At 60.6% G+C, this 20,489-nt stretch carries 17 protein-coding genes; 7 read left to right on the top strand and 10 right to left on the bottom strand.

The genetic code is table 11. From position 1 onward, the window contains the following. Positions 1 to 269: 269 nt before the first annotated feature. Genes pdeM through MJ205_RS03050 form a run of 4 tightly spaced genes read right to left on the bottom strand, consistent with a single transcriptional unit; the run spans position 270 to position 6,406 of the window. Complete coding sequence (pdeM, locus tag MJ205_RS03035) at positions 270 to 974, bottom strand: ligase-associated DNA damage response endonuclease PdeM (protein WP_239811126.1); 705 nt, start codon at positions 972 to 974, stop codon at positions 270 to 272. Beyond that, entirely contained in the window at positions 974 to 3,667 is a 2,694-nt protein-coding gene (locus MJ205_RS03040; protein ID WP_239811127.1) for a ligase-associated DNA damage response DEXH box helicase, read from the bottom strand. Before MJ205_RS03040 ends, pdeM begins: the two co-directional genes overlap by 1 nt. Further along, the gene (locus MJ205_RS03045; RefSeq protein ID WP_239811128.1) at positions 3,660 to 5,375 is read right to left on the bottom strand and encodes an ATP-dependent DNA ligase; all 1,716 of its coding nucleotides are present in this window, start codon (positions 5,373 to 5,375) and stop codon (positions 3,660 to 3,662) included. The genes MJ205_RS03040 and MJ205_RS03045 overlap by 8 nt, the downstream gene beginning before the upstream one ends. Continuing rightward, positions 5,372 to 6,406: a ligase-associated DNA damage response exonuclease gene (locus MJ205_RS03050; protein ID WP_239811129.1), complete on the bottom strand. Its 1,035-nt coding sequence runs from the start codon at positions 6,404 to 6,406 to the stop codon at positions 5,372 to 5,374. Before MJ205_RS03050 ends, MJ205_RS03045 begins: the two co-directional genes overlap by 4 nt. Positions 6,407 to 6,695: 289 nt before the next feature. Here MJ205_RS03050 and MJ205_RS03055 point away from each other — a divergent pair, with 289 nt between their 5' ends. Next, entirely contained in the window at positions 6,696 to 8,162 is a 1,467-nt protein-coding gene (locus tag MJ205_RS03055) for an AAA family ATPase (RefSeq protein WP_239811130.1), read from the top strand. Beyond that, positions 8,159 to 8,845, top strand: coding sequence for an HNH endonuclease (locus tag MJ205_RS03060; protein WP_239811131.1), 687 nt, complete (start codon positions 8,159 to 8,161; stop codon positions 8,843 to 8,845). The genes MJ205_RS03055 and MJ205_RS03060 overlap by 4 nt, the downstream gene beginning before the upstream one ends. Positions 8,846 to 9,306: 461 nt before the next feature. On the opposite strand, the gene MJ205_RS03065 is transcribed toward MJ205_RS03060, so the two are convergent. Together MJ205_RS03065 and MJ205_RS03070 are read right to left on the bottom strand one after the other, a co-directional pair. Next, positions 9,307 to 10,107 (bottom strand): FadR/GntR family transcriptional regulator, encoded by an 801-nt coding sequence (locus MJ205_RS03065; protein ID WP_239811132.1) that lies wholly within the window; start codon positions 10,105 to 10,107, stop codon positions 9,307 to 9,309. Between the two features lie 330 nt (positions 10,108 to 10,437). Next, on the bottom strand, positions 10,438 to 11,004 hold the full coding sequence (locus tag MJ205_RS03070) for a fasciclin domain-containing protein (RefSeq protein WP_239811133.1): 567 nt from the start codon (positions 11,002 to 11,004) through the stop codon (positions 10,438 to 10,440). A 416-nt stretch (positions 11,005 to 11,420) separates the two neighbouring features. Between MJ205_RS03070 and MJ205_RS03075 the strand changes: the two genes are divergently transcribed. The 3 genes from MJ205_RS03075 (at position 11,421) to MJ205_RS03085 (ending at position 13,384) form a co-directional block, all read left to right on the top strand. After that, positions 11,421 to 11,993, top strand: a complete 573-nt coding sequence (locus MJ205_RS03075) for a DUF3455 domain-containing protein (RefSeq protein ID WP_239811134.1) — start codon at positions 11,421 to 11,423, stop codon at positions 11,991 to 11,993. Positions 11,994 to 12,059: 66 nt separating this feature from the next. Further along, entirely contained in the window at positions 12,060 to 12,638 is a 579-nt protein-coding gene (locus tag MJ205_RS03080) for a sigma-70 family RNA polymerase sigma factor (RefSeq protein ID WP_239811135.1), read from the top strand. Then, positions 12,635 to 13,384: an anti-sigma factor gene (locus tag MJ205_RS03085; RefSeq protein WP_239811136.1), complete on the top strand. Its 750-nt coding sequence runs from the start codon at positions 12,635 to 12,637 to the stop codon at positions 13,382 to 13,384. Before MJ205_RS03080 ends, MJ205_RS03085 begins: the two co-directional genes overlap by 4 nt. An 89-nt stretch (positions 13,385 to 13,473) precedes the next feature. Here MJ205_RS03085 and MJ205_RS03090 read toward each other — a convergent pair whose 3' ends face one another. The 4 genes from MJ205_RS03090 to MJ205_RS03105 are packed head-to-tail and all read right to left on the bottom strand — an operon-like array spanning position 13,474 to position 17,267. Continuing rightward, complete coding sequence (locus tag MJ205_RS03090; RefSeq protein WP_239811137.1) at positions 13,474 to 14,250, bottom strand: ABC transporter permease; 777 nt, start codon at positions 14,248 to 14,250, stop codon at positions 13,474 to 13,476. A gap of 19 nt (positions 14,251 to 14,269) precedes the next feature. Beyond that, on the bottom strand, positions 14,270 to 15,100 hold the full coding sequence (locus tag MJ205_RS03095; RefSeq protein ID WP_021027056.1) for an ABC transporter ATP-binding protein: 831 nt from the start codon (positions 15,098 to 15,100) through the stop codon (positions 14,270 to 14,272). A 57-nt stretch (positions 15,101 to 15,157) separates the two neighbouring features. Further along, entirely contained in the window at positions 15,158 to 16,186 is a 1,029-nt protein-coding gene (locus tag MJ205_RS03100) for an ABC transporter substrate-binding protein (RefSeq protein WP_239811138.1), read from the bottom strand. A 55-nt stretch (positions 16,187 to 16,241) separates the two neighbouring features. Next, positions 16,242 to 17,267, bottom strand: coding sequence for an ABC transporter substrate-binding protein (locus MJ205_RS03105; RefSeq protein WP_239811139.1), 1,026 nt, complete (start codon positions 17,265 to 17,267; stop codon positions 16,242 to 16,244). Positions 17,268 to 17,520: 253 nt separating this feature from the next. On the opposite strand from MJ205_RS03105, the gene MJ205_RS03110 reads away from it, so the two are divergent. Together MJ205_RS03110 and MJ205_RS03115 are read left to right on the top strand one after the other, a co-directional pair. Next, entirely contained in the window at positions 17,521 to 18,174 is a 654-nt protein-coding gene (locus MJ205_RS03110; protein WP_239811140.1) for a flavin reductase family protein, read from the top strand. A gap of 388 nt (positions 18,175 to 18,562) precedes the next feature. Beyond that, positions 18,563 to 20,224: a sensor histidine kinase gene (locus tag MJ205_RS03115; protein WP_239811141.1), complete on the top strand. Its 1,662-nt coding sequence runs from the start codon at positions 18,563 to 18,565 to the stop codon at positions 20,222 to 20,224. Positions 20,225 to 20,489: the final 265 nt, after the last annotated feature.

Genomic DNA, 20,489 nt, shown 5'->3' on the forward strand with positions numbered 1-20,489 from the left:
ACCTTGAAAAGTTTGTAGTCCAAACGCGAACGCGCCCGTGCGCGCTTCACTGTTAGCGCCATCAGCCGATCTGCGCAAAGCCGCGCCAGGGCTGGAGCGCGGTCCGAAGCGGCAGGCTGAAATGGCAGGCGGAAATCGCAAGCGGAATCGCAAGCGGAGATGGCAGGCGATCAGGCAGGCGATTAGGCAGACCGAGTCAGATGTCCGTCCTGCTGCTTCAGGGCCGGGCCGCCACGCGGCCGCCGCTGCGGCATGCCGTGGTCAGGGGCTCAATAGACGGAGACAGGCGCACTGCCATCGCTTGCAAACACCCAGGCGTGCAGCGGCTGTACGGGGACCGGTCCCGAGCCGGTGAATTCGGAAAATGCCGGCAGGTTCAGGTACGGGGCGGAGTACGCCAGGCAGGGCAGGCGCTTGCGCATCTGGGGCACACGCAATGTCGGGTGGATATGGCCGTGGATGTTGAGCGAGAAATGGTGCACACCGGTCCCCAGTGGCTCATGGCTGAGCAGCACCTGGTGGCGCGCCAGGTGGGTGTGCACATTATCGAGCAGCAGCGCCTCCGTCTGCAGGTAGCGGTCGTGGTTGCCCCGGGTCAGCACAAAGCGGGTCTTGAGGTTGGCGCGCCGCAGCATCTGCCATAGCTGAAAGGTGTCTTCGCCGATAAAGCGGCCATGCACAAAGTCCCCCAGAATCACCAGCTCCTGCGGCTGCCACTTCTGCAGAATCTGGTGCAGGCGCAGCAGGTCCTGGCGCTGCACCTCCAGCGGCACGGCCACGCCCCGGCGGCGGAAGATATCACTCTTGCCCAGGTGCAGGTCGGCCAGGATCAGCATGCTCTCCTGCGGCCAGAACAGCGCGCGCTCGGCCAGCACCAAAAACTCCATGCCGGCCATGCTGGCCGCGACATGGTCCTGCGGAGACGGGGACAGTTGAATGGGGGAGAAAAACTCTGCCGATTGCGTTCCTGCCATCAAGATCGATCCTGTAGTTGTGGGGTGCGACGCGCTGCAGTACGCGTCCCCTGCGGTGGGGTGCCCTTGGAGCGGGGGCGCTGGGGTGCAGCGCCACGGCTTAGGGCGCCGCTGCGGGATGGGCGGGTGCGAGGCGCGCCCGTGCGCGGTCCAGGCTCGCCTGCGGCCTGGCGCTCCTGCTGCGCGGCCATGCGGCGCACCTTGTCCTGCCAGGTCTCATTGCTGAGCTGGCCGCGAAAGCTCTCGGCCCACAGCCCGAACGAGAAGGGCGTGTGCCTGGCCGGAAAGCGCAAGGCCATCTGCCGCCCCGCAATGCTGGCCAGCAGCCTTTGCATGGTGGGCAGGTGCAGCTCCTGGTCCAGCGCCTCCTGCCGGGCCTGGCGCAGCAGCAAATGCTCGGGGTCGTACTTGCTCAGCACATCAAACAACAGGCTGGCGGAGACCTGCAATTGCCGGTCACTGGCGCGGCTCTTCTTGCCCGGCACCTTGGATTGCACCAGGCCGGCAATCTGCGCAATCTCCTTGAAGCGCTTGCGTGCCAGCTCGCTGAAGTTGACCGCTGAGCGCAGGTCGGTGTCGAGCCCGTCAAGCTTGAAGATTTCTGCCCAGTCCACCGCATTCGCATCGATGGGCAAGGTCGGCTGGATCATCAGCCCGATCTCATTGCAGGCCCAGGCAAAGGTATTGGCCTGCAGATGCGCCAGGCGCGTCGCGATCAGCACCGCCAGCCCCTCATGCGCGACCCGGCCGGCAAAGGGGTAGACAAACAGCGGTGCGGCTTTGGCGGCCTGGCTGGCTTGGGTGTTGCCGACCTGCTCAATCAGCAGCTGGTCGGCCCCCGGCACCAGCGAGCGCTGGCTTTGCAGCTGCAGCAGCGGCTGCAGCCATTGCAGCTCACGGGCATGCGGTGCGTCATCGGCGGCGGGGCTGGCAGCGGCCGTGCTCAGCAGCTGCTGCATGCGCTCACCCAATGATGACGACATTGGCATCAGCGAGCCTGCCCAGGCAGGGGTCAGCAGGCCCACCTCGGCACTGCGGCGCACCCAGGCGGTCTGGTTTTCCAGCCGCACCAGCACCAGACTGCGGCCCGCAAAGTTGAAGACATCGCCAGGGCTGAGCCGTGCAATAAACGCCTCTTCGACCGAGCCCAGCCGCGCGCCGCGCAGGTACTGCACATTGACTGCGCCGTGCGCGGTGATTGTGCCGATCGACATGCGGTGCATGCGCACCACGCCGGTGTTGGCCGGCTGGCACATGCCATCTGCACAGTGCAGGCGTTCATACTGCGGGTACTGCACCAGCGAATCGCTGCCATGCTCCAAAAACGCCAGCACCGCCTGCCACTGCGCATCGCTCAGATCACGAAAAGCCGCAGTGCGCCGCACCTCGGCCAGCAGCTCCGGCGGCCTGAAGCCTCCTGCCAGCGCCGCGCTCATCGCATGCTGGCTCAGCACATCAAAGCACAGGCGCAGTGGCTCGCGCCGCTCATACACCTGGGCCTCGGCCAGCTCGCGCACGGCGGCAAACTCGGCCAGGTCCATCGCCTGGGTGGCAACCGCTTCCACATGCACAGCAGCACCGGGCCGGTGCTTGGCGCGGCCGGCGCGCTGCACCATGCGGGCGACAGAGCGTGCACCGCCAATCTGGATCACGCGCTCCACTGCCGGGAAGTCCACGCCCAAATCCAGGCTGCTGGTTGCCACCACGCAGCGCAGAGTGCCTGCGCGCAGGCGCTGCTCCACCGACTGCCGCACACCCTGGTCCAGCGAGCCATGGTGGATCGCCAAGGTCTCGGCATCTTCCGGCCAGATGCTCGCCAGCGCCGTATGCCACAGCTCGGCCTGCGCGCGGGTGTTGGTAAACACAATCGTGCTGGGCGCGCTGAACACCAGCTTGGCCACCTCGCCCAGATTGGCCAGGCCCAAATGCCCCGCCCAGGGCATGCGCGTGCCCAGCGGCGGCGTGATGCTGTGCAGATGAAACGGCTTGGGCCGCATGTCCTGGATCATTGCCGGCGCCTGCACCTGCCAGGCGCTCAGCAGCACATCGCTGGCCTCCTGCAGATTGCCAATCGTTGCCGACAGGCCCCAGACCTGCGCCTGCGGTGCCAGCGCCTGGATGCGCGCCAGGTTCAGCTGCAGCAGCACCCCGCGCTTACTGGGCAAGAGCTCATGCCACTCATCCACCACAATGCAGCGCAGCTGGCTGAACTGCTCGCGGCTGCGCTCATGGCTCAGCAGCAGCGCCAAAGATTCGGGCGTTATCACCACCAGCTGCGCCTTGCCGGTGTCGGTGAGGCGCTTGTCGCGTGATGTGGCGTCGCCCGTGCGCATGGCCACTTGCCAATGGGGCAGCACCGCCGCTACCGGGCCGGTGATGCGTTCACGGGTGTCGCTGGCCAGTGCGCGCAACGGCGTTACCCAGAGCATGCGTGGGCCATGGCTGGCGCGGCCTTCGGGCGTTTCAGCCTCGGCCATCGCCTGCATCAACGGCCCGCCCAGCGCCGCCAAGGTCTTGCCCCGGCCGGTGGGTGCCGATATCAAACCACTGTGCCCGTCTGCATACGTGCGCCAGGCCTGTTGCTGGAACACGGCCGCGCCGATGTCCTGCGCCTTCAGCCAGTCGCGCCAGCGCTTGGCCGCGCGCTGCATTGCGCGGTCGCTGGGGGCCGGGCTGTGGTCCAGCTCAGCCATCGGCCAACTCCAGCAAGGCGCTCAACTGGTCGGCGTCCTGCGGGGTCTTGTCCTCGCGCCAGCGCAAGATGCGCGGAAAGCGCACCGCCACGCCGGATTTGTGGCGGGTCGAGCGGTTCACGCCTTCAAACGCAATCTCAAACACGAGGCTGGGCGTGACTGAGCGCACCGGCCCAAAGCGCTCCACCGTGTGGCTGCGTATCCATTTGTCCAGCCGCAAAATCTCGACATCGGTGAGGCCTGAGTAGGCCTTGGCGACGGGCACCAGCGCATCGCCGCTCCACACCGCAAAGGTGTAGTCGGTGTGCAAGGTGCTGCGCCGGCCACTGCCGCTTTGGGCATAGATCAGCACCGCATCAATGCTGAACGGGTCCACCTTCCACTTCCACCAATCGCCCCGGCGCCGGCCTTCTTTGTAGGGTGAGGCGAGCGCCTTCAGCATCAGCCCTTCGGCGTTGTGCTCGGCAGCGGTAGTGCGCAGTGGGGGTAGCGCATCCCAGCTGTCAAACGGCAGTTGGGGTGATATGCCCAGCGCCGGCAAATCCGCATGCCGGATGACCTGCTCCAGCTTGGCACGGCGCTGCGCCAGCGGCTGCGCGCGCAGGTCTTCGCCATCGCACTCCAGCAGGTCATAAAACAGAATGCGCGCAGGCACGGTCTGCATCAGCTTGGCAGAAGGCTTGCGCTTTTGAATGCGGCTTTGCAGCGCCACAAAGCCCAGCGGCTTGTTCTGTTCGTAATCCCAGGCCAGCAGTTCGCCATCGAGCACCATGTCGCGCGGCAGCAGTGCGGCGGCCGTCTCCAGCTCGGGAAAGCGGCCATCCAGCCGTTCTTCGCCACGCGACCACAGATAAGGCGCATGGCCCTGGCGCCGCACCAGCTGCACCCGTATGCCATCCCACTTCCATTCGGCCAGCCAGTCCTTGGGGTCGCCCAGCGCATCTGGCTCTTGCGGCAGGGGCGAGGCGAGGTAGAACGGATAGGGCTTGTCCAGCAGCTGCGCGCTGGTTTCCGGGTCCATCAAGGCCTCATAGGCCTGGGCGCTGGGCAACCATTCGCCCACCATGCGGTGCGCCATATCGGCGGCAGATATGCCCACCAAGGGGGCCAGGCTGTTTTGCAGACTCCGCTTGTTGACACCGGCACGCAGCGATCCGGTCAGCAGTTTGTTGAAGACCAGGCGCGAGGGGGTATCGAGCTGCTGCCAGGCCTGCTGTATCGCACGCTTGCGCTGCTCGGCATCGGCGGCGACCAGCGGCAGCAAAAACTGCTCGGTCCATTCGTCGAGCCGGCTGTCGTTGTCCGGTGTTTTAAAGGTGGCGCCTAGCAAGCTTGCATGCCAGGGCGCATCGGCATCGGGTGGCAGCGCGGCGCCGGGCGCATCCACCAGCTCGGGGTGGTGGGTACGTTGTTTTTGCCAGGCCGCCACCAAGAGCGACAAAGTCTCCGCCAAATCGCCCACCTGGCGGTAGCTCTCTTCCACCAGCCACAGCGGAAGGGCGGTCAACTCGCTCACCCAGCTGCGCAGCTCGGTGGTGGTGGCCAGGCGGTTCTTGCCAGTGTTCACCTTGCCGCCGCTCAGCACATAGACGGCCCAGGTCGCCTCAGCAGCAGTCACGCCGGCAAAGTACTGCTGCAAGGCCAGCTCGCGGTCGCGGGTGCCGGATGCCTCATCCAGCAGCTGGTACAGCGCCACAAAGCGGTTCATTCGGCCGCCTCCTCTTCATCGCCGTAGGCGGTGCGCAGCCGCTCCGCCTGTATGCCCAGGCTCTGCAGGTAGGGGATCAGTGCATCGGTATTGCCATGGGTAGCGAGCACCCGCTGGGCACCACTTTCGGTAATCGTGTCGACCAGTTCCTGCCAATCGGCATGGTCTGATATGACAAAGCCGCGCTGCATATTGCGCCGCCGCCGGTTGCCGCGCAGCAGCATCCAGCCCGAGGCAAAGCCTTGCTCCACCTGTTTAAAGCGCTTGAGCCAGGCGGAATCTTGCGCAGAAGGGGGCGCCAGCACCATGCGGCCGGCAAAGTCGGTATCGGTGGGCACATCGGCCACCATCTCGGTAGCGGCCAGCGCAATGCCTGCCTGCCGGTAAATATCGGTGCCGCGCGCCATTGCGCCATGCAGCAATACAGGCGCATCCAGCTTGCCAGCCAAGCCCGCCAGCACCCGCTGGGCCTTGCCCAGGCTGTAGGCATACAGCACAGCCGCCTTGCCCTGCGCCTTGCAATGCGCCACCCAGCGCTCTATGCGTTCCACCTCATGGGCCATCGTGGGCCAGGCGTACACCGGGTAGGCAAACGTTGCCTCGCAAATCAGGGTATCGCAGCGCAGCAGCTCAAAGGCTTCGCAGGTGGGGTCCGGCTCCCGCTTGAAGTCGCCCGTGAACACCCATACCGCATCGCCGTGCTGCACCCGCACCTGGGCCGATCCCAATATGTGCCCCGCCGGGTGCAGCGACACCTGCACCTCCCCCATCGTGATCGTCTGCCCAAACGGCAGCGCATGGATGTTCTGCTCCCCCAGCCGCCAGCGGAGTATTGGCTCGCTGGTCGTGCTGCAGTAGTACTCGCCCATCCCAATGTGCGCATGGTCCGAGTGGCCGTGGGTGACAAAAGTGCGGTGTACCGGCTTCCAGGCATCAATATAAAAATCCCCAGCCGCGCAGTACAGACCTTTGTCGGTCAGCGTGATGACGTCAGCGGGTGGGGAGTTGGCAGATGCAGAAGCAGCGAGCATGGGCAAATTCTGCGGCTGCGGGGGAGGGGGTGGGCGTCAGAGTTTGCCTTGTTGGGGTGCGGGAGGGCTTGCAACCTTATTCGAATGATATATTTGGTCTCACCTTGATACAATCTGTTTGATTTATTGTCTTCGAGTTATTTATTTAAGCATTATTTTTGAATTTCATCTGCGGTAAGTAAAATAAATTTTTGGATTTCGATGAGGAGCGCGAAATTGATAAATAAAGCGAGTAAAAGGATTTTTATAATTAATTTGTTAGTTGATAAACGTTTTGTGGGACGCGTAGATGTATATTAAAAAACTCCAAATAAAAAATTTTCGCGGTTTTGATCTGCAGAATTTTAATTTTAAACCTGGTTTTAATTTGCTTGTTGGTGAAAATGGTGCTGGGAAGACAACCATTTTGCGTTCGATCATGGCTGTGCTAGGTAGGCCTCGCGGCTCAATTAAATCAAAATTTCTTGAGGATGCGGATATTAAACTAGGCTTTGAAAGCTCTGAAATTTATTTGCTAACATATTCTCGATATGAAGAAGTTTTGGAATATTCGATTGAGAAAAAACTTTGGCAAAATTTAAAGCGCTTAGGCGATAAGAAAAAATACCCCTTGGTCTTGCATTATCCTTCTAGCGAGTCCATATGTATCGCGATGAAAAGCAAGCGAATCGGGCGGCGTAAGCATACTGATGATAATTTGGATTTTGATAATGAAAATTTTCTATATAGATTTGAGGAGAATATTTCAAATAAATTGAGAATTTCAAATAGCCAAGACTTCGGAAATAGTGGTCCTATTCGTGATTTTGTAAGAAAAATATTATCATCTTTTTCCCCGGGAATAAGTTCATTTTATTGGATTTTTGAGCCATATTCTTGCATGATAGTTACTGGGAAAAGTAATAGGCAGTTAGATTCTAGACTGGAGCAAAACATCTGCGAATATGTTATGCGTAAGCTAGATAAAAACCAAATGCAAAAAAAACCATTCAGGTGGCCAGATAGGACTAAAGTTGTCCTGCACCCGGAACCTATATCGAGCGAGGATTACGGATTTAACATCCCTAGTTTTCACGAAATTATGGATGGTGTGGATTTTCTATCTGAGGAAGACAGAAATATCGTTATGTCAGCTTCATTGGAAATTAGACTGACGCCTCGAATAATGGTTATGCATAAACTTGGCCCTCTGAGTTTGGATCAGCTATCAGATGGGGAGCAGCGACTTTTCTCCCTTTTTGTAGATATTGCACGACAGTTGTATCTTAAAAACACTAACTATAATTTGGGCGAAGGTGACGCTATTGTTCTAATAGATGAAATCGACGTGCATTTGCATCCAAAATGGCAGCGCATTATCGTTCCTGCTCTGGAGGATTTGTTCCCGAATTGTCAATTCATTGCAACAACTCATTCTCCATTCGTAATTCAAGCTACAAGTCGAGAAAAAATACACTGTATTAGTACCGGCTCGGCAATGCATGTGTCAGACGGAGGAAATAGTATTGAAGACATCCTTGAAGAGGTTCAGGGAATTGACTTGCCTCAGCGCAGTGTTCGTGCAGAGGCTTTGAGTGAAGCTGCTAATGAGTACTTCACACTACTAGGACGGCAACGTGATAACGATGTGGTTGATCTTGAAAGATTGCGAGTGGTGGAGCAAAGATATCGGGAGGCGAGTGAGCCATTCACTTCAGATCCTGCCACACACGCATTGCTAAAACTACTAGTAATTAAATCGGGGGATAATAGATGAGACCTATTAATAGACCAGCCGCGCCATCTATATATGGAATTTATCAGGATGCCTTGGGTGATTTAGAAGAGTGCTTTGGAACATATTGCAGTTACTGTGAACGGCGTATTCCAGTGCTCCTTGCAGTAGAACATGTATCACCTAAAAGTATTGATCCGGCACGGGAAACCGATTGGTCAAATTTTCTTCTGGCATGCGTTAATTGCAATTCCGTAAAAGGTAACACCCCCACGAATGATGTTGATTTTCTTTGGCCCGATAAAGATAATACTCTAATGGCTATTGAGTATGAGGCGGGAGGGTTGGTTAAAGTATCTTCGAAAATTTTGCCAGTAGTTCAATTGAAATGTGCGGCTTTAATAGACTTGGTGGGATTAGATAGAAATCCAGCTCAACCCCCGAATAAACTGCCATCAGAGCGGGATAGGCGCTATTTGGAGCGAGAGGAGAAATGGAAGCTTGCAATGCGCTCTAAGGAGATATTAGGTCAGCAGGATAATAAATTATCTCGAGAGTTAATTGAAAGCGTCATGAAGGAATCTGGTTTTTTTAGTGTGTGGATCTCTGTTTTTCATGATGACTTAGATATGCGTGAACGACTAGTTAATGCATACAAAGGGACTTCATTGGACTGTTTTGAAAGCGACTGGTCTCTTAAAGCAAGAGTTGGTGGCCATATTTGATGGTCGGGAAATAATTATGGATTTTATTATGCTAATTGTTTTTTTGTGTGGATTACTTTTGAAGTATTGATGAGGGTTTTGTTGCATGACCTTTATCGTCCAAATAAGTGTGTTAATTTAAGTTAAATATACTTATTTGGGTGGGGTATTATGTTTGCTGATTTGGTCAGCAGCTCGCGCTGACGGGGTGGCTTATAAGCTTGATTATTTGTCGAAAACAGGCAAATTAATTTGATGTCAACCTAGCCAGTTCTCAGGTGAGAGGCAATGGCTGCGGACTATGGTCCACAAGACGCATGCGATTTAAATCCATCAGGTTGTAAAGTAAGGGTATAAAAGCCTAAATTACTACTGTCGACTACTGGTGTGGACCCGCAGGCAGTGGTAGATTTAGCAATTTCCGAATCAACGTGGCTGGATGATGGATATATACTGTGCTTTACTAATATTAGTTGCACAAATTATTTCAGCTGCTTTTGTTCGTCACGGGTGTCTAGCGCTCCGTTTTTCAACAACACCCGAGCCAACCGCTCCCCATCCTGCCGCCAAAACGCCGGATCCGCCTGCCGGATCCGGTCGATCGCGTTATTCATATGCGCGGTCGCTGCCGCCCGCGCAGCCGCCGAGTCCCCCGCCTCAATCGCCTCCACAATCCGCGCATGCTCTTGCGTCACCGCAGCGGCAAAATCCTGCCGCCGCGCCTCATTGGCGCGGGTGATGCGCGTGGCGCCCGCCAGGACCTGCGCCAGGTAATCCAAGGTACTGAGCAGGAAAGGGTTGCCGGAGGCCTGGGCGATGACGCGGTGGAGGGCGACGTCTTCGGCTACACCGTCTTGGCCATTGGCCACCGCCTTGGCCAGGGCCTTGACGCCAGCGCGGATGCGGCGCAGATCGGCGGTGCTGCGGCGGGCGGCCGCTAGTTCTGCCACTTCGGCCTCCAGCGCGCGGCGCACTTCTACGATTTGGATGACGGCCTCTTGCGAGGCGGCATGGCCTTTTTCCAGGTCCAGCGGTTCAGCCCGGGGCGCTTGCACGAAGACGCCGCTGCCTTGGCGGGAGGCGACCAGGCCACTGGATTTGAGGCGGGATAACGCTTCGCGCACTACTGTTCGGCTCACGCCAAACTGCGCCACCAACAACAGCTCTGTGGGCAGGCGGTCGCCGGGTTGCATTTGCCCTTGCCGAATGCTGGCCTCCAGCGCCTGGGCCACTTGGTCGGCGAGGGAGTTGGCGGCCTTGACGGGCGTGAAGTAGATCGGCATGCGTGGGCAGAGGAGCAGGTTGTGGGGAGTGGGCGCTGGCTGCTGCCGGGCCGCAAGATGGCGCTTACTGTACTCCAGCCCAGGGGCGCTGCCTGCGCCTTAGGCGCCATGGATGGCTATGCCGGGTGTTTGGCCTGGTGCTGGGATGCTGTAGATGCGCTGGCGGCATTTGCTGCAGCGGGGCCATCGGCTTGCCGCAAGCCTGCACAAGCAGAACACACCAACGCCAAAGCCGCAGGACCTTATCGGCGGCCTGCAGCGGGGTGGTGTCTGGTTACCGCAGCCCTGCATGTGCTGCAACGGCTGCGGCCCCATCAGTGCATACCAGCCTTATTGAGGCAGCAGCACCTTGTCGATCACATGGATCACGCCATTCGATTGGTAGACATCGGGGATGGTGACGGTGGCGCTGCCGCCTTTCTCGTCGGTCAGCGTGACCTTGCCGCCCTGGGCCTTGGCGACCAGGGTGCCGCCGCTGACGGTCTTGATACTGGCCATGCCGCCGCCGTCCTTGATCATCTTGCTGATCGCGGCGGCATCCCACTTGCCGGCGACGACGTGGTAGGTCAGCACGGTAGTCAGCGTGCCCTTGTTCTCGGGCTTGAGCAGGTTGTCTACAGTGCCGGCGGGCAGGGCCGCAAAGGCAGCATTGGTGGGGGCAAACACGGTGAAGGGGCCGGGGCCCTTAAGGGTCTCTACCAGGCCCGCTGCCTTGACGGCTGCGACCAGGGTGGTGTGGTCCTTGGAGTTGACGGCGTTGTCGATGATGTCCTTGGTGGGCAGCATGGGCGCGCCGCCCACCATCACGTCTTTAGCGATCGCTGCCATGGAGGTGCTTGCGACCATGAAAGCCATGCCATAAGAGACCAGTTTGCGCGTACTTTGGATCGAGGCCATGAGATGCTCCTTGCATGTGGATGAACAGCCGAAAAACGTTGCGGCTGCTTGGAATACGCAGCGGATGGCGCAGTGGATTCAACCGGTGGTAAAAAATTTTTGAGCGGGGTGGCGCAGGGGCGATGCAGGCAGCGAAAAAAAATTTTGCATCCACTGCATCCATACGAGTAGCTGGCGACTAGTACAGCCAAGGACCTTCTGCAAAACTCCCTGCCTTGTCCTGAATGCGGTCTCGGGCGATCCGCTGCGTTGTCTTCCTTGTCAATAGCGTGCTATTGACTGTGAAAGACGCGTTGCGCCTCATCCCAATCCGCGTCCATGCCACCAGGCGAGGGTTTTGCAGAGGGTCCTGACAGCACACACCAAACAGCGCTGTTTTTACTCCCGTCCTGTCCCCCTCACTTAGGAGAACTCGTATGTTGACCTCTCGCACAGCTCCCCGTATCGCCGCCATCGCCACCGCAGTGGCCACCCTCGGCCTGCTCACCGCCTGCGGTTCGATGCATAAAAAGGACACGGCTTTCTCGCAGGAATCCCTGCCAGCGGCCATCCAGGTGCCAGCGGGCCACAAGGTGGCCTGGGAGACGGTAGGCAGCGGTGACATCACCTACGAATGCCGTGACAAGGCGAATGCCCCCGGGCAGACCGAATGGGTGTTTGTGGGCCCGGATGCCGTGCTGAAGGACCGCGCTGGCAAGACGGTGGGCCGCTACTATGGCCCACCCGCTACCTGGGAAGCGAATGATGGCTCCAAGCTGACGGCAACCCAGCTGGCCGTGGCCCCATCGGGTGCCGGCAATCTGCCCTACCAGCTGGTGAAGGCCAACCCTGCGACCGGCAGTGGCGCGTTGGTGGGCGTGAGCCATATCCAGCGCGTGGCATTGAAGGGCGGCGTGGCACCTGCTGACAAGCCTTGCACCGCTGCGCAGAAGGGCCAGAAGGCCGTGGTGCAGTACCAGGCGGATTACATCTTCTGGAAGCCTGTGTAAATTTTTGTTTTCTAGCGGCTACACTGGAAGAAGGACGTCTTGCTCCTTCTTCCCCCGTAAATCTACATGCCGCCAGCCGCTTTTGTGACCGACGACAGTTTTGACCATGCCTTGGCGCTAGAAGCTTGCGCGCGTGGCGACCGCGATGCGCTGCAGCGTATTTACGAGCAAGAATCGCGTTATCTGCTGGGGGTGGCCTTGCGCATAGTGCGCAACCGGGCGGCAGCCGAGGATGTGCTGCACGATGCCTTTGTGGCGATCTGGAGCAAGGCCCACAGTTTTGATGCGGCGCGGGGCGCGGCTAGAGGCTGGATTTATAGCATTGTTCGGCACGCAGCATTGAACCGGGTGCGCAGCGGCGCCCGCGAGACTGCGCTGGATGAGCCGGCCGCCGCAGCGCATGAAGCCAGCGCCGCAATGGCCGCCTGGCAGGAAGAGGGCGATGCGCTGAGCCGCCAGGCGCAGCTGGGCCGCCTGGGCCAGTGCCTGGAAGGGCTGGAGCCGCAGCGCCGTGAATGCCTGCTGCATGCCTATGTGGATGGCTGCAGCCACAGTGAGATTGCAGCGCGGGTGCAGGCCCCGCTGGGAACCGTCAAAGCCTGGATACAGCGGGGCCTGCGTGCCCTGCGGGAATGCATGCAATGAGCGCCGATACCCCCAATACCTTGCCGCCCGAAGGCGACAGCCCGGACGACCTGCAGACCCTGGCCGGCCAGTATGTGCTGGGCACGCAGAATGCTGCAGAGCGCCGCGCAATTGAAGAGCGGCTGCCGCGGGATGCTGCGTTGCGCGCCGCCGTGGATGCCTGGGAGCAGCGCCTGCAGCCCTTGACTAGCCTTGCCCCACCGCAAGAGCCCAGCATGGGCCTGTGGCCGCGCATTGCCGCCAGCCTGTGGCCAGCGGCCGAGCCGCAACGGGCCACTGCTGCAGCCCCGCGCCGTTGGTGGGATTGGGACAGCCTGGCGCTGTGGCGCGGTTTGGCAGGCAGCGGTTTTGCCGCCGCTGCGGTGCTGGCCGGTGTGCTGGTGCTGGGCCCCGCCCCGGCACCTGGCCCCGCCCGCTACTTTGTGGTGCTGGCCGCTCCGCAAAGCCAGGCCCCTGGCTGGCTGGTGCAGGCCCAGGCCGCCGGCCGGCTGCGCTTGGTGCCGCTGGGCAGCGATGTGGTGCCGGCCGAGAAATCCTTGCAGTTCTGGACCAAGGCCGATGGCTGGAGCGCCCCGGTATCGCTGGGCCTCGTCAAGCCGGGTGAGGCGATTGAGGTGCCCGTCGACAAGCTGCCACCGCTGCAGCCCAACCAGCTGTTTGAGCTGACCCTGGAGCCGGCAGGCGGATCGCCGATCGGCAAGCCGACCGGTCCGATCCAGTTCATTGGCCGGGCGGTGCAGATTTAGCCGCTGCTGCCAAACAGCAAGGGGCCCGTTCATGGAACGGGCCCCTTTGTTTTGCTTACTGTGATTCAACCCGAGGGCCGCGATCCGCTTTAGTGGTTGTTGGCACCTCGGTGCGCCCAGGCCGTGGTGCGCTTTTCTACCAAGCTGAACAGCTCATACATCACCATCGCCATCGCGCCCACCACCAAGAGGCCCGCAAAGGCTAGGCCCATTTGCATCGACGAGCCGGCGGAGATCAGCAGGTAGCCAATGCCTTCGTTGGCGGCAGTCATCTCGGACACGGTGGTGCCGACAAAGGCCAGGGTGATGGCGACCTTCAGCGAGCCGTAGAAATAGGGCAGCGAGCGGGGCAGGCCGACCTTGATCAACACATCCCAGCGCTTGGCGCCGAGCACGCGCAGGACGTCTTCCAGCTCGGGCTCCAACGTGGCCAGGCCGGTGGCAATGTTGACCATGATGGGGAAGAAGCTGATCAGGAATGCGGTGAGGATGGCCGGGCCAATGCCGATGCCGAACCAGACCACCAGGATGGGCACAAAGGCGGCCTTGGGCAGTGCGTTGAAGGCGGTCATCAGCGGGTAGACGGCGGCATAGGCCAGGCGCGAGCTGCCAATCAAAAAGCCCAGCAAAACACCGACGACGATGGCGACGCCAAAGCCGGCCATCGTCACCCAGAAGGTGCGCCAGGCGTGGGCGGCGATGGTGGTGTGGAACTCCAGAAATTGCTGCCAGATGAGCAAGGGGCTGGGGAATATGAACTCCGACACCTGGAAGGCCGAGCAGATGATTTGCCAGACGATGACCACGGCGGCCAGCAGCAGCCAGGGCGACCAGCGTTCGAGCTTGGGGTTGTTGAGCTTGTACATAGGTGGTTGGCCTGGGCGCTTACTGGTTGATCACGGTGCCGGTCTTGCGCATGGCGCCGATGTGGCCGCGCAGCTCATGCACGATGTCGCTGAACTCCTTGGTGTAGGTCAGCTCCAGATCGCGCGGGCGGGGGATGTCGATATCGCGGCGCACCACAAAGCGGCCGGGGCTTTTGCTCATCACGTAGATGGAGTCGGCCAGGAACACCGATTCGCGCAGGTCATGCGTGACGAGAATGACGTTGAACTGCTGCTCGGCATGCAGATCGCGCAGGATGCACCAGAGCTCTTCGCGGGTGAAGGCGTCGAGGGCGCCAAAGGGCTCGTCGAGCAGCAGCATCTTGGGCTCATGGATCAACGCGCGGCAGATGCTGGCGCGCTGCTGCATGCCGCCTGACAGCTCCCAGGGAAACTTGTCCTCATAGCCGGCCAGGCCGACTTTTTGCAGCAGGCGGCGGGCGCGCTCCTCGTACTCCTGGCGCCGGGCCTTGAACTGGCTGCGGTGGGGCTCGACAATCTCCAGCGGCAGCAGCACATTGTCGACCGTGGTGCGCCAGGGCAGCAGCGATGGCGACTGGAAGGCCATGCCCGATATCTTGAGCGGGCCGGTGACGGGCTGGCCATCGATGCGGATCTTGCCGATGCTGGGCATGCGCAGGCCGGTGGCCAGCTTCATGAACGTGGATTTGCCGCAGCCCGAGGGGCCGACGATGGCGATGAACTCGCCACGGCGCACTTGCAGGTCAATGGCTTCGACGGCGAACTGGTTCTTGGCCTGCAACTCGTCGTTGTAAGCCAGCCAGACATCGCGAAACTCAACAAAGGCAGGGTCTTGGAGGGAGGCCGTCATAGGGTGCAATCGTCTTCAAAAGGGCAGGGCGCAGCCAGCGCCCTGCAGGCGGCGGGGTCAGCGCTTGGGAAGAATGTCCAGCTCGGCAGCGCTGGGCAGAAAGCTGCCGTTCCACACCGCCTGGGCGGGCACGGGGTTCTTGGTCTCGTAGGCCTTGGCAACCTGCTCGGCCATCAGGCCCAGGCGTTCGGTACGCAGCTGGCCAAAGCCTTCTTCGCGCGCGCCCTTGCTGTCGATCGCGGTGTCGATCGTGAGCTTGAGGCGCTTCACCTCCAGCGGCACATTGACCAGGCCATCCTTGGCCTTGAGCGAGGCGATGGCGGCCTGCGGATCGGCAATCGCCTCCTTGGCGCCCTTGGCAAACGCCTTGAGGAAGGCGCGCACCGCTTCGGGCTTCTCGGCAATCAGCTTGGGGCTGGCGATGATGACATTGCCGTAGAGCTGCACGCCATGGGTGGCATAGGGCAGCACGACCACGTCTTCGGCCTTGATGCCACGCGCTTCCAGGTTGAGCAGGCTGGTGAAGGTGTAGCCGGTGACGGCATCCAGATCGCCGCGCACCAGCATGGTTTCGCGCAGCGGTGGGTCCATCGTGGTCCACTGCACGGCGCCCACGCCATTGGCCTGCGCAAAGATCGGGAAGGTGCGGCGGCCCGCATCAAAAATCGGCGCGCCCATCTTCTTGCTCGTCAGGTCGCTGGCCTTGGTGATACCGGATTTCTTCAGTGCCATCACCGATGCGGGTGTGGTGTTGTAGATCACCATGATGGCCACCGGCTTGATCGGCGCATCGGGATTGTTCGCATGGAACTCCATCAGCGCGGCCAGGTCGGCAAAGCCCAAATCATGCGTGCCCGATGCCACGCGCTGGATGGCGCCCGCGCCACTGGCCGCTTCCACCGTCACATCCAGACCAGCCTGCTTGAAGTAGCCCTTTTGCTCGGGGTGCACAAAGAGGGCGGCCGGGCCTTCAAAGCGCCAGTCGAGCTGGAACTTGAGCGGCGTCAGCGGCTGGGCCAGTGCGCTGCAGGTGCTGGCGGCGGCCAGCAGGGCCAGGGATGCGTGGAGAAAGCTGCGTTTTTTCACGGGATGGTCTCGTCAGGTGGTGGGGGGCAATGGGGTAAAGGTGGCTTGGGATGGCTTACTTTTTGGGGAGCACATCGAGCACGTTGGCGGGCGGCAGAAAGCTGCCGTTCCAGACGTCTTCGGCCTTGACGCGGGTCTTCGTGCCATAGGCGTCCGAGACCTGGGCGGCCATCAGGCTCAGGCGGCTGCTGTCCAGGCGGCCAAAGCCTTCCTTGCGGGCATCGGCGCTGTTGATGACGGTGTCGATCGCCAGCTGCAGGCGGCGCGTCTCCAGCGCCACATTGGCAATGCCATCACGCGCCTTGACGGACTGGATCGCCTGGGCCGGGTTGGCGATCACGCCCTTGGCGCCCTGGGCAAAGGCGGTCAGGAACTTCTTGATCGCCTCGGGCCGCTCCTGGATCATCTTGGGGCTGGCGATGATCACGTTGCCGTAGAGCTTGACGCCATAGTCGGCGTACTGCATCACCACCACATCGCTGGCCTTGGCGCCGCGCGCCTCCAGGTTCAGCAGGCTGGTAAAGGTAAAGCCGGTGATGGCATCGACATCGCCGCGCACCAGCATGGTCTCGCGCAGGGGCGGGTCCATCGCCGTCCAGGTGACGGTGCTGACGCCATTGGCCTTCTCAAAAATCGGGAAGGCTTTGCGGCCGGCATCGAACACCGGCGCGCCCAGCTTCTTGCCGCTCAGATCGGCGGGGGTCTTGATGCCCGACTTCTTGAGCGCCATCACCGAGGCCGGCGTGTTGTTGTAGACCACCATGACGGCGACCGGCTTGTTGGGCGCGTCGGGGTTGTTGGCATGGAACTCCATCACCGAGGCCAGGTCGGCAAAACCCATGTCGTAGGTGCCCGATGCCACGCGCTGCACCGCACCGCCCGAGCCATTGCCGGCATCCACCGTGACATCCAGCCCCTGGGTCTTGAACAGGCCTTGTGCGACCGGCTGCAGGAAGAAAGCGGCTGGCCCCTCAAAGCGCCAATCGAGCTGGAACTTGATGGGCGTATCTGCCGCCTGGGCCGCACCCCAGGACAGCGCCAAGGCGGCGACGGTGGTCTTCAGAAAACTGCGCTTGTGCATGGGGGTCCTCCGATGTTGCATACAAGGTCGTTTGCAAGATCGGTGCCAGTTTGTAAGCTCCTGTAGGCGGGCTTTTTTGCACCAGGCTGGTGCAAATGCAGGGTGGTGAATGGATCCGCGTGCACGCGCCGATGCATGGCCGCGCATCCGCTTGGTGCAGCTTGTATACATGCTTGATCGGCTACTGGCGCGCGGGCGGCCCGGCATGGCAATTGCAAGCAAAATGCGCCATCCAGACGATGAGAAAACGACCATGACCGAGATCGACTTTGCCCAGCTGGGCACTTACGAACGCTACAAGCTGATGGCCAGCCTGATCGTGCCGCGCCCGATTGCGTTGGTAACGACCCTGGGCGCAGACGGCACCGTCAATGCGGCCCCTTTCAGCATGTTCAACATGATGGGCGAGGACCCGCCGGTGGTGATGCTGAGCGTGAACAAGCTGCAGGACACCGCGCAGAAAGACACTGCCACCAACATCCTGCGCGACAAGGAGTTTGTGGTGCACATCGCCGACGAAGCGATGGCCGCCGCCATGCACCGCTGCGGCGACCGCCTGGCCCCGCACGAGAGCGAACTGGATCACACGGGCCTGACTGCCACCCCCTCCCAAAGCGTGCACCCCCCACGCATCGTGCAAGCCCCCGTCGCCTTCGAATGCGTGCTGCACGAAACGCTGGAAACCCCCAGCCGCTACGTCTTCATCGGCCGGGTGCAATGGCTGGCCGTGCGCGACGGCCTGGTCGACACCGAAAAATGGCGGGTACGCCTGCAGGCGTTCTTCCCGGTCGGGCGCTTTGGCGCGAGCTTTTACATCAACTGCCGCGAGCGCTTTGCGATTGAGGCGGGGGAAGGATTGGCAGCCGCGCAGAGCGGGGTGGGGAGTACGGCGATTGATGAGATGTGAGGGGGAGCGATCAGGTGGCTCGTAACAGGCTGCCCGGCGACTACGACACCAGCGCCATGGTGGTTGCCGCCGCGCGCAGACTGCGCGCAACCCCCGGGGGCGGGCGGTGTGTGCGTTTCATGACAGCGCAATTTTCGGCGCGCGGTGACAATGAGCGGCGGATGACCCTCTGCGCTGCATAAGAGGGTTGGCCTTTGCCGCTGTGCCGAGCCCATGCCTGCCCTTTGGATGGGTTCTGCAACGCCCAGAGGGCTCTCCGAAAAGACATGTTCCACGTTGGCGAGGCGGCTGAGGATGGCCCTCATCGATTGAAATTCCTTCGGCCTGCCCGTATGACCAAGTCCTTGACGGCGTGCCCTGCAGCCCCTTTGCACAAGCAGGTCCCCTGATGAATCTGAATCTCCCCACGGCAGCAATCTTTTGCGCCCTCGTCAATCTGGCGCTCGGCATCGGCATGTGGCTGCTGTGGAACCGGGAAAGATTGCGGTATCTGCTGTTTTGGAGTGCCGGTTTTTTTGCGTTCGGTACGGGCGCGTTGCTGTTGACGTCGCAGAAGCTCATCCCGGATTTCTTTGCGATCTCGATCGGGAATCTCTGTACCACGCTCAGCACTTTTCTGTTTCACATCGGTATATGCCTGTTTTTCGACAGGCGCCGTTTGTGGCAGACCTGGATGCTGCTGGTGCTGGCGGTCGAAACTGTCCTGATTCTGTATTTTTCTCAAATTGACTACAGCACGTCCGCACGTGTCTACGTGTATAGCGCAGCCCAGGCGCTGTTGGTGTCGGCAACGCTCCTGGTGCTGATGGAGGTCCGCCGAGAGCGAGGCGCGGGCGTCAACCCCGAGGTGCTGGTGATCACGGTGCTGTCCCTGCTGTTTCACAGTGCACGCATCATCTTCACGCCCTTTTTCCCGATGCCGAAAATCTTTATGGACTCGGGAAATGTCCAGACCTTGCTCGCTTTTGGGATGATTGTGATTCACACCAGTTACGCGCTGGCGTTCAGCAACATGCACGCATCGGCGCTGAATGCCAGCTTGAATGCTGCCCTGCAAGACGCCAAAAACAACGAGCGCCAAAAAGTCGAAGTGCTGGGCTATGTCAGCCATGATCTGCGCGCTCCCCTTGCGACCATCGATGGCTATTCAGCCGTCTTGCTGGCGCAGGCGTCGGAGGACCAAAAAAAGCTGATTCAAACCATTCAGCGCAGCGTCAAATACCAGCTCTCGCTGATCGATGAGCTACTGGAATATGCAAAGGCTGAACTCCAGCCCTTGACCATTCACCCTGACACGACCGATCTCCCCTTGCTGCTGGACAACGTGCATGAATACGCCACTGCGTTGTGCCTGCAGCAGAACAATGCCTTTCACTACCACGCGCCTGACCGCATACCGCCACTTGCCACGCTGGACGGCAGGCGTCTGCAGCAAGTGCTGCTGAACCTGCTGGCCAATGCTGCCAAGTTCACGCGCGACGGCTCAGTGACCCTGGATGTGAAGGCCAAGGCGAATGGCGATGTGTGCGAGTTGCATTTTGCGGTCATCGACACCGGCATGGGTATGGATCTCGACCAGGGGACGGACATCTTTGCTGCATTCCAGCAGCTACAGGCCACCAGCGGTAGCACCGGTCTGGGTTTGTTCATCGCACAGCGTATTCTCGTGGCGATGAACAGCAGCCTGAGCGTTGCCAGCACCCCGGGCAAAGGGTCTCGCTTTTCCTTTGTGCTGGCGGTGCGCGCGATCCCTGCATCCGAGGCGGACTGGACGGTGTCCCGGCCAAGCAGGGTGGCGCTTCGAGAGCAGACACTGCAGTCGGTTCTGGCTGGCCAGACGGAGCTCGATGACCGTGCGCTGAGTGAGTTGGCCGACTTGGCACTGCACGGGCGCCTCAGCGATATTGGCGATTGGCTTGAACGCCACGCCGAGGGCACCCCCGAAAATGTGTTTGCGACCGAGGTAAAAAATCTGCTGGAGTGCTTTGACTTTCCAGGCATTCGCAGCCTGGCGATGTGCACCCTCGAGCGCAGACAGTTCTCGCACTGAAGACCTGCACACGGGTCCGGGGGCTTTGGGCCGGGTGCGACAGGCATCCTACCATCGGGGCACGCCCTCACCAGAGAGGGTGGCTGCGCTCAGTGTCCACCGCCGCCATCGTTACGGCCTTCAACCGGGTGTGTTCTGCCCGTCCCCTTCCCGCAATGCGCAGACCGGCTGCATCAACGCAGCTTCCTTCAAAGCCCATCTACTGACATAGCACCGAGCCTGCGGTGTGCCGCGCAGAGCATCTGCGGGGGGCGGCGATGCACGC

This window comes from Comamonas sp. B21-038 (genome assembly GCF_022387135.1).
GTDB classification, from domain to species: Bacteria; Pseudomonadota; Gammaproteobacteria; order Burkholderiales; family Burkholderiaceae_C; genus Comamonas; species Comamonas sediminis.

What these genes read in the sequence shown, in the direction of transcription:
- MJ205_RS03090 (WP_239811137.1), bottom strand. Translation starts at nt 14,250, where the DNA reads ATGTACAAGCTCAACAACCCCAAGCTCGAACGCTGGTCGCCCTGGCTG.
- MJ205_RS03055 (WP_239811130.1), top strand. Translation starts at nt 6,696, where the DNA reads ATGTATATTAAAAAACTCCAAATAAAAAATTTTCGCGGTTTTGATCTG.
- MJ205_RS03040 (WP_239811127.1), bottom strand. Translation starts at nt 3,667, where the DNA reads ATGGCTGAGCTGGACCACAGCCCGGCCCCCAGCGACCGCGCAATGCAG.
- MJ205_RS03085 (WP_239811136.1), top strand. Translation starts at nt 12,635, where the DNA reads ATGAGCGCCGATACCCCCAATACCTTGCCGCCCGAAGGCGACAGCCCG.
- MJ205_RS03060 (WP_239811131.1), top strand. Translation starts at nt 8,159, where the DNA reads ATGAGACCTATTAATAGACCAGCCGCGCCATCTATATATGGAATTTAT.
- MJ205_RS03050 (WP_239811129.1), bottom strand. Translation starts at nt 6,406, where the DNA reads ATGCTCGCTGCTTCTGCATCTGCCAACTCCCCACCCGCTGACGTCATC.
- MJ205_RS03115 (WP_239811141.1), top strand. Translation starts at nt 18,563, where the DNA reads ATGAATCTGAATCTCCCCACGGCAGCAATCTTTTGCGCCCTCGTCAAT.
- MJ205_RS03110 (WP_239811140.1), top strand. Translation starts at nt 17,521, where the DNA reads ATGACCGAGATCGACTTTGCCCAGCTGGGCACTTACGAACGCTACAAG.
- MJ205_RS03080 (WP_239811135.1), top strand. Translation starts at nt 12,060, where the DNA reads ATGCCGCCAGCCGCTTTTGTGACCGACGACAGTTTTGACCATGCCTTG.
- pdeM (WP_239811126.1), bottom strand. Translation starts at nt 974, where the DNA reads ATGGCAGGAACGCAATCGGCAGAGTTTTTCTCCCCCATTCAACTGTCC.
- MJ205_RS03045 (WP_239811128.1), bottom strand. Translation starts at nt 5,375, where the DNA reads ATGAACCGCTTTGTGGCGCTGTACCAGCTGCTGGATGAGGCATCCGGC.
- MJ205_RS03075 (WP_239811134.1), top strand. Translation starts at nt 11,421, where the DNA reads ATGTTGACCTCTCGCACAGCTCCCCGTATCGCCGCCATCGCCACCGCA.
- MJ205_RS03065 (WP_239811132.1), bottom strand. Translation starts at nt 10,107, where the DNA reads ATGCCGATCTACTTCACGCCCGTCAAGGCCGCCAACTCCCTCGCCGAC.
- MJ205_RS03105 (WP_239811139.1), bottom strand. Translation starts at nt 17,267, where the DNA reads ATGCACAAGCGCAGTTTTCTGAAGACCACCGTCGCCGCCTTGGCGCTG.
- MJ205_RS03070 (WP_239811133.1), bottom strand. Translation starts at nt 11,004, where the DNA reads ATGGCCTCGATCCAAAGTACGCGCAAACTGGTCTCTTATGGCATGGCT.
- MJ205_RS03095 (WP_021027056.1), bottom strand. Translation starts at nt 15,100, where the DNA reads ATGACGGCCTCCCTCCAAGACCCTGCCTTTGTTGAGTTTCGCGATGTC.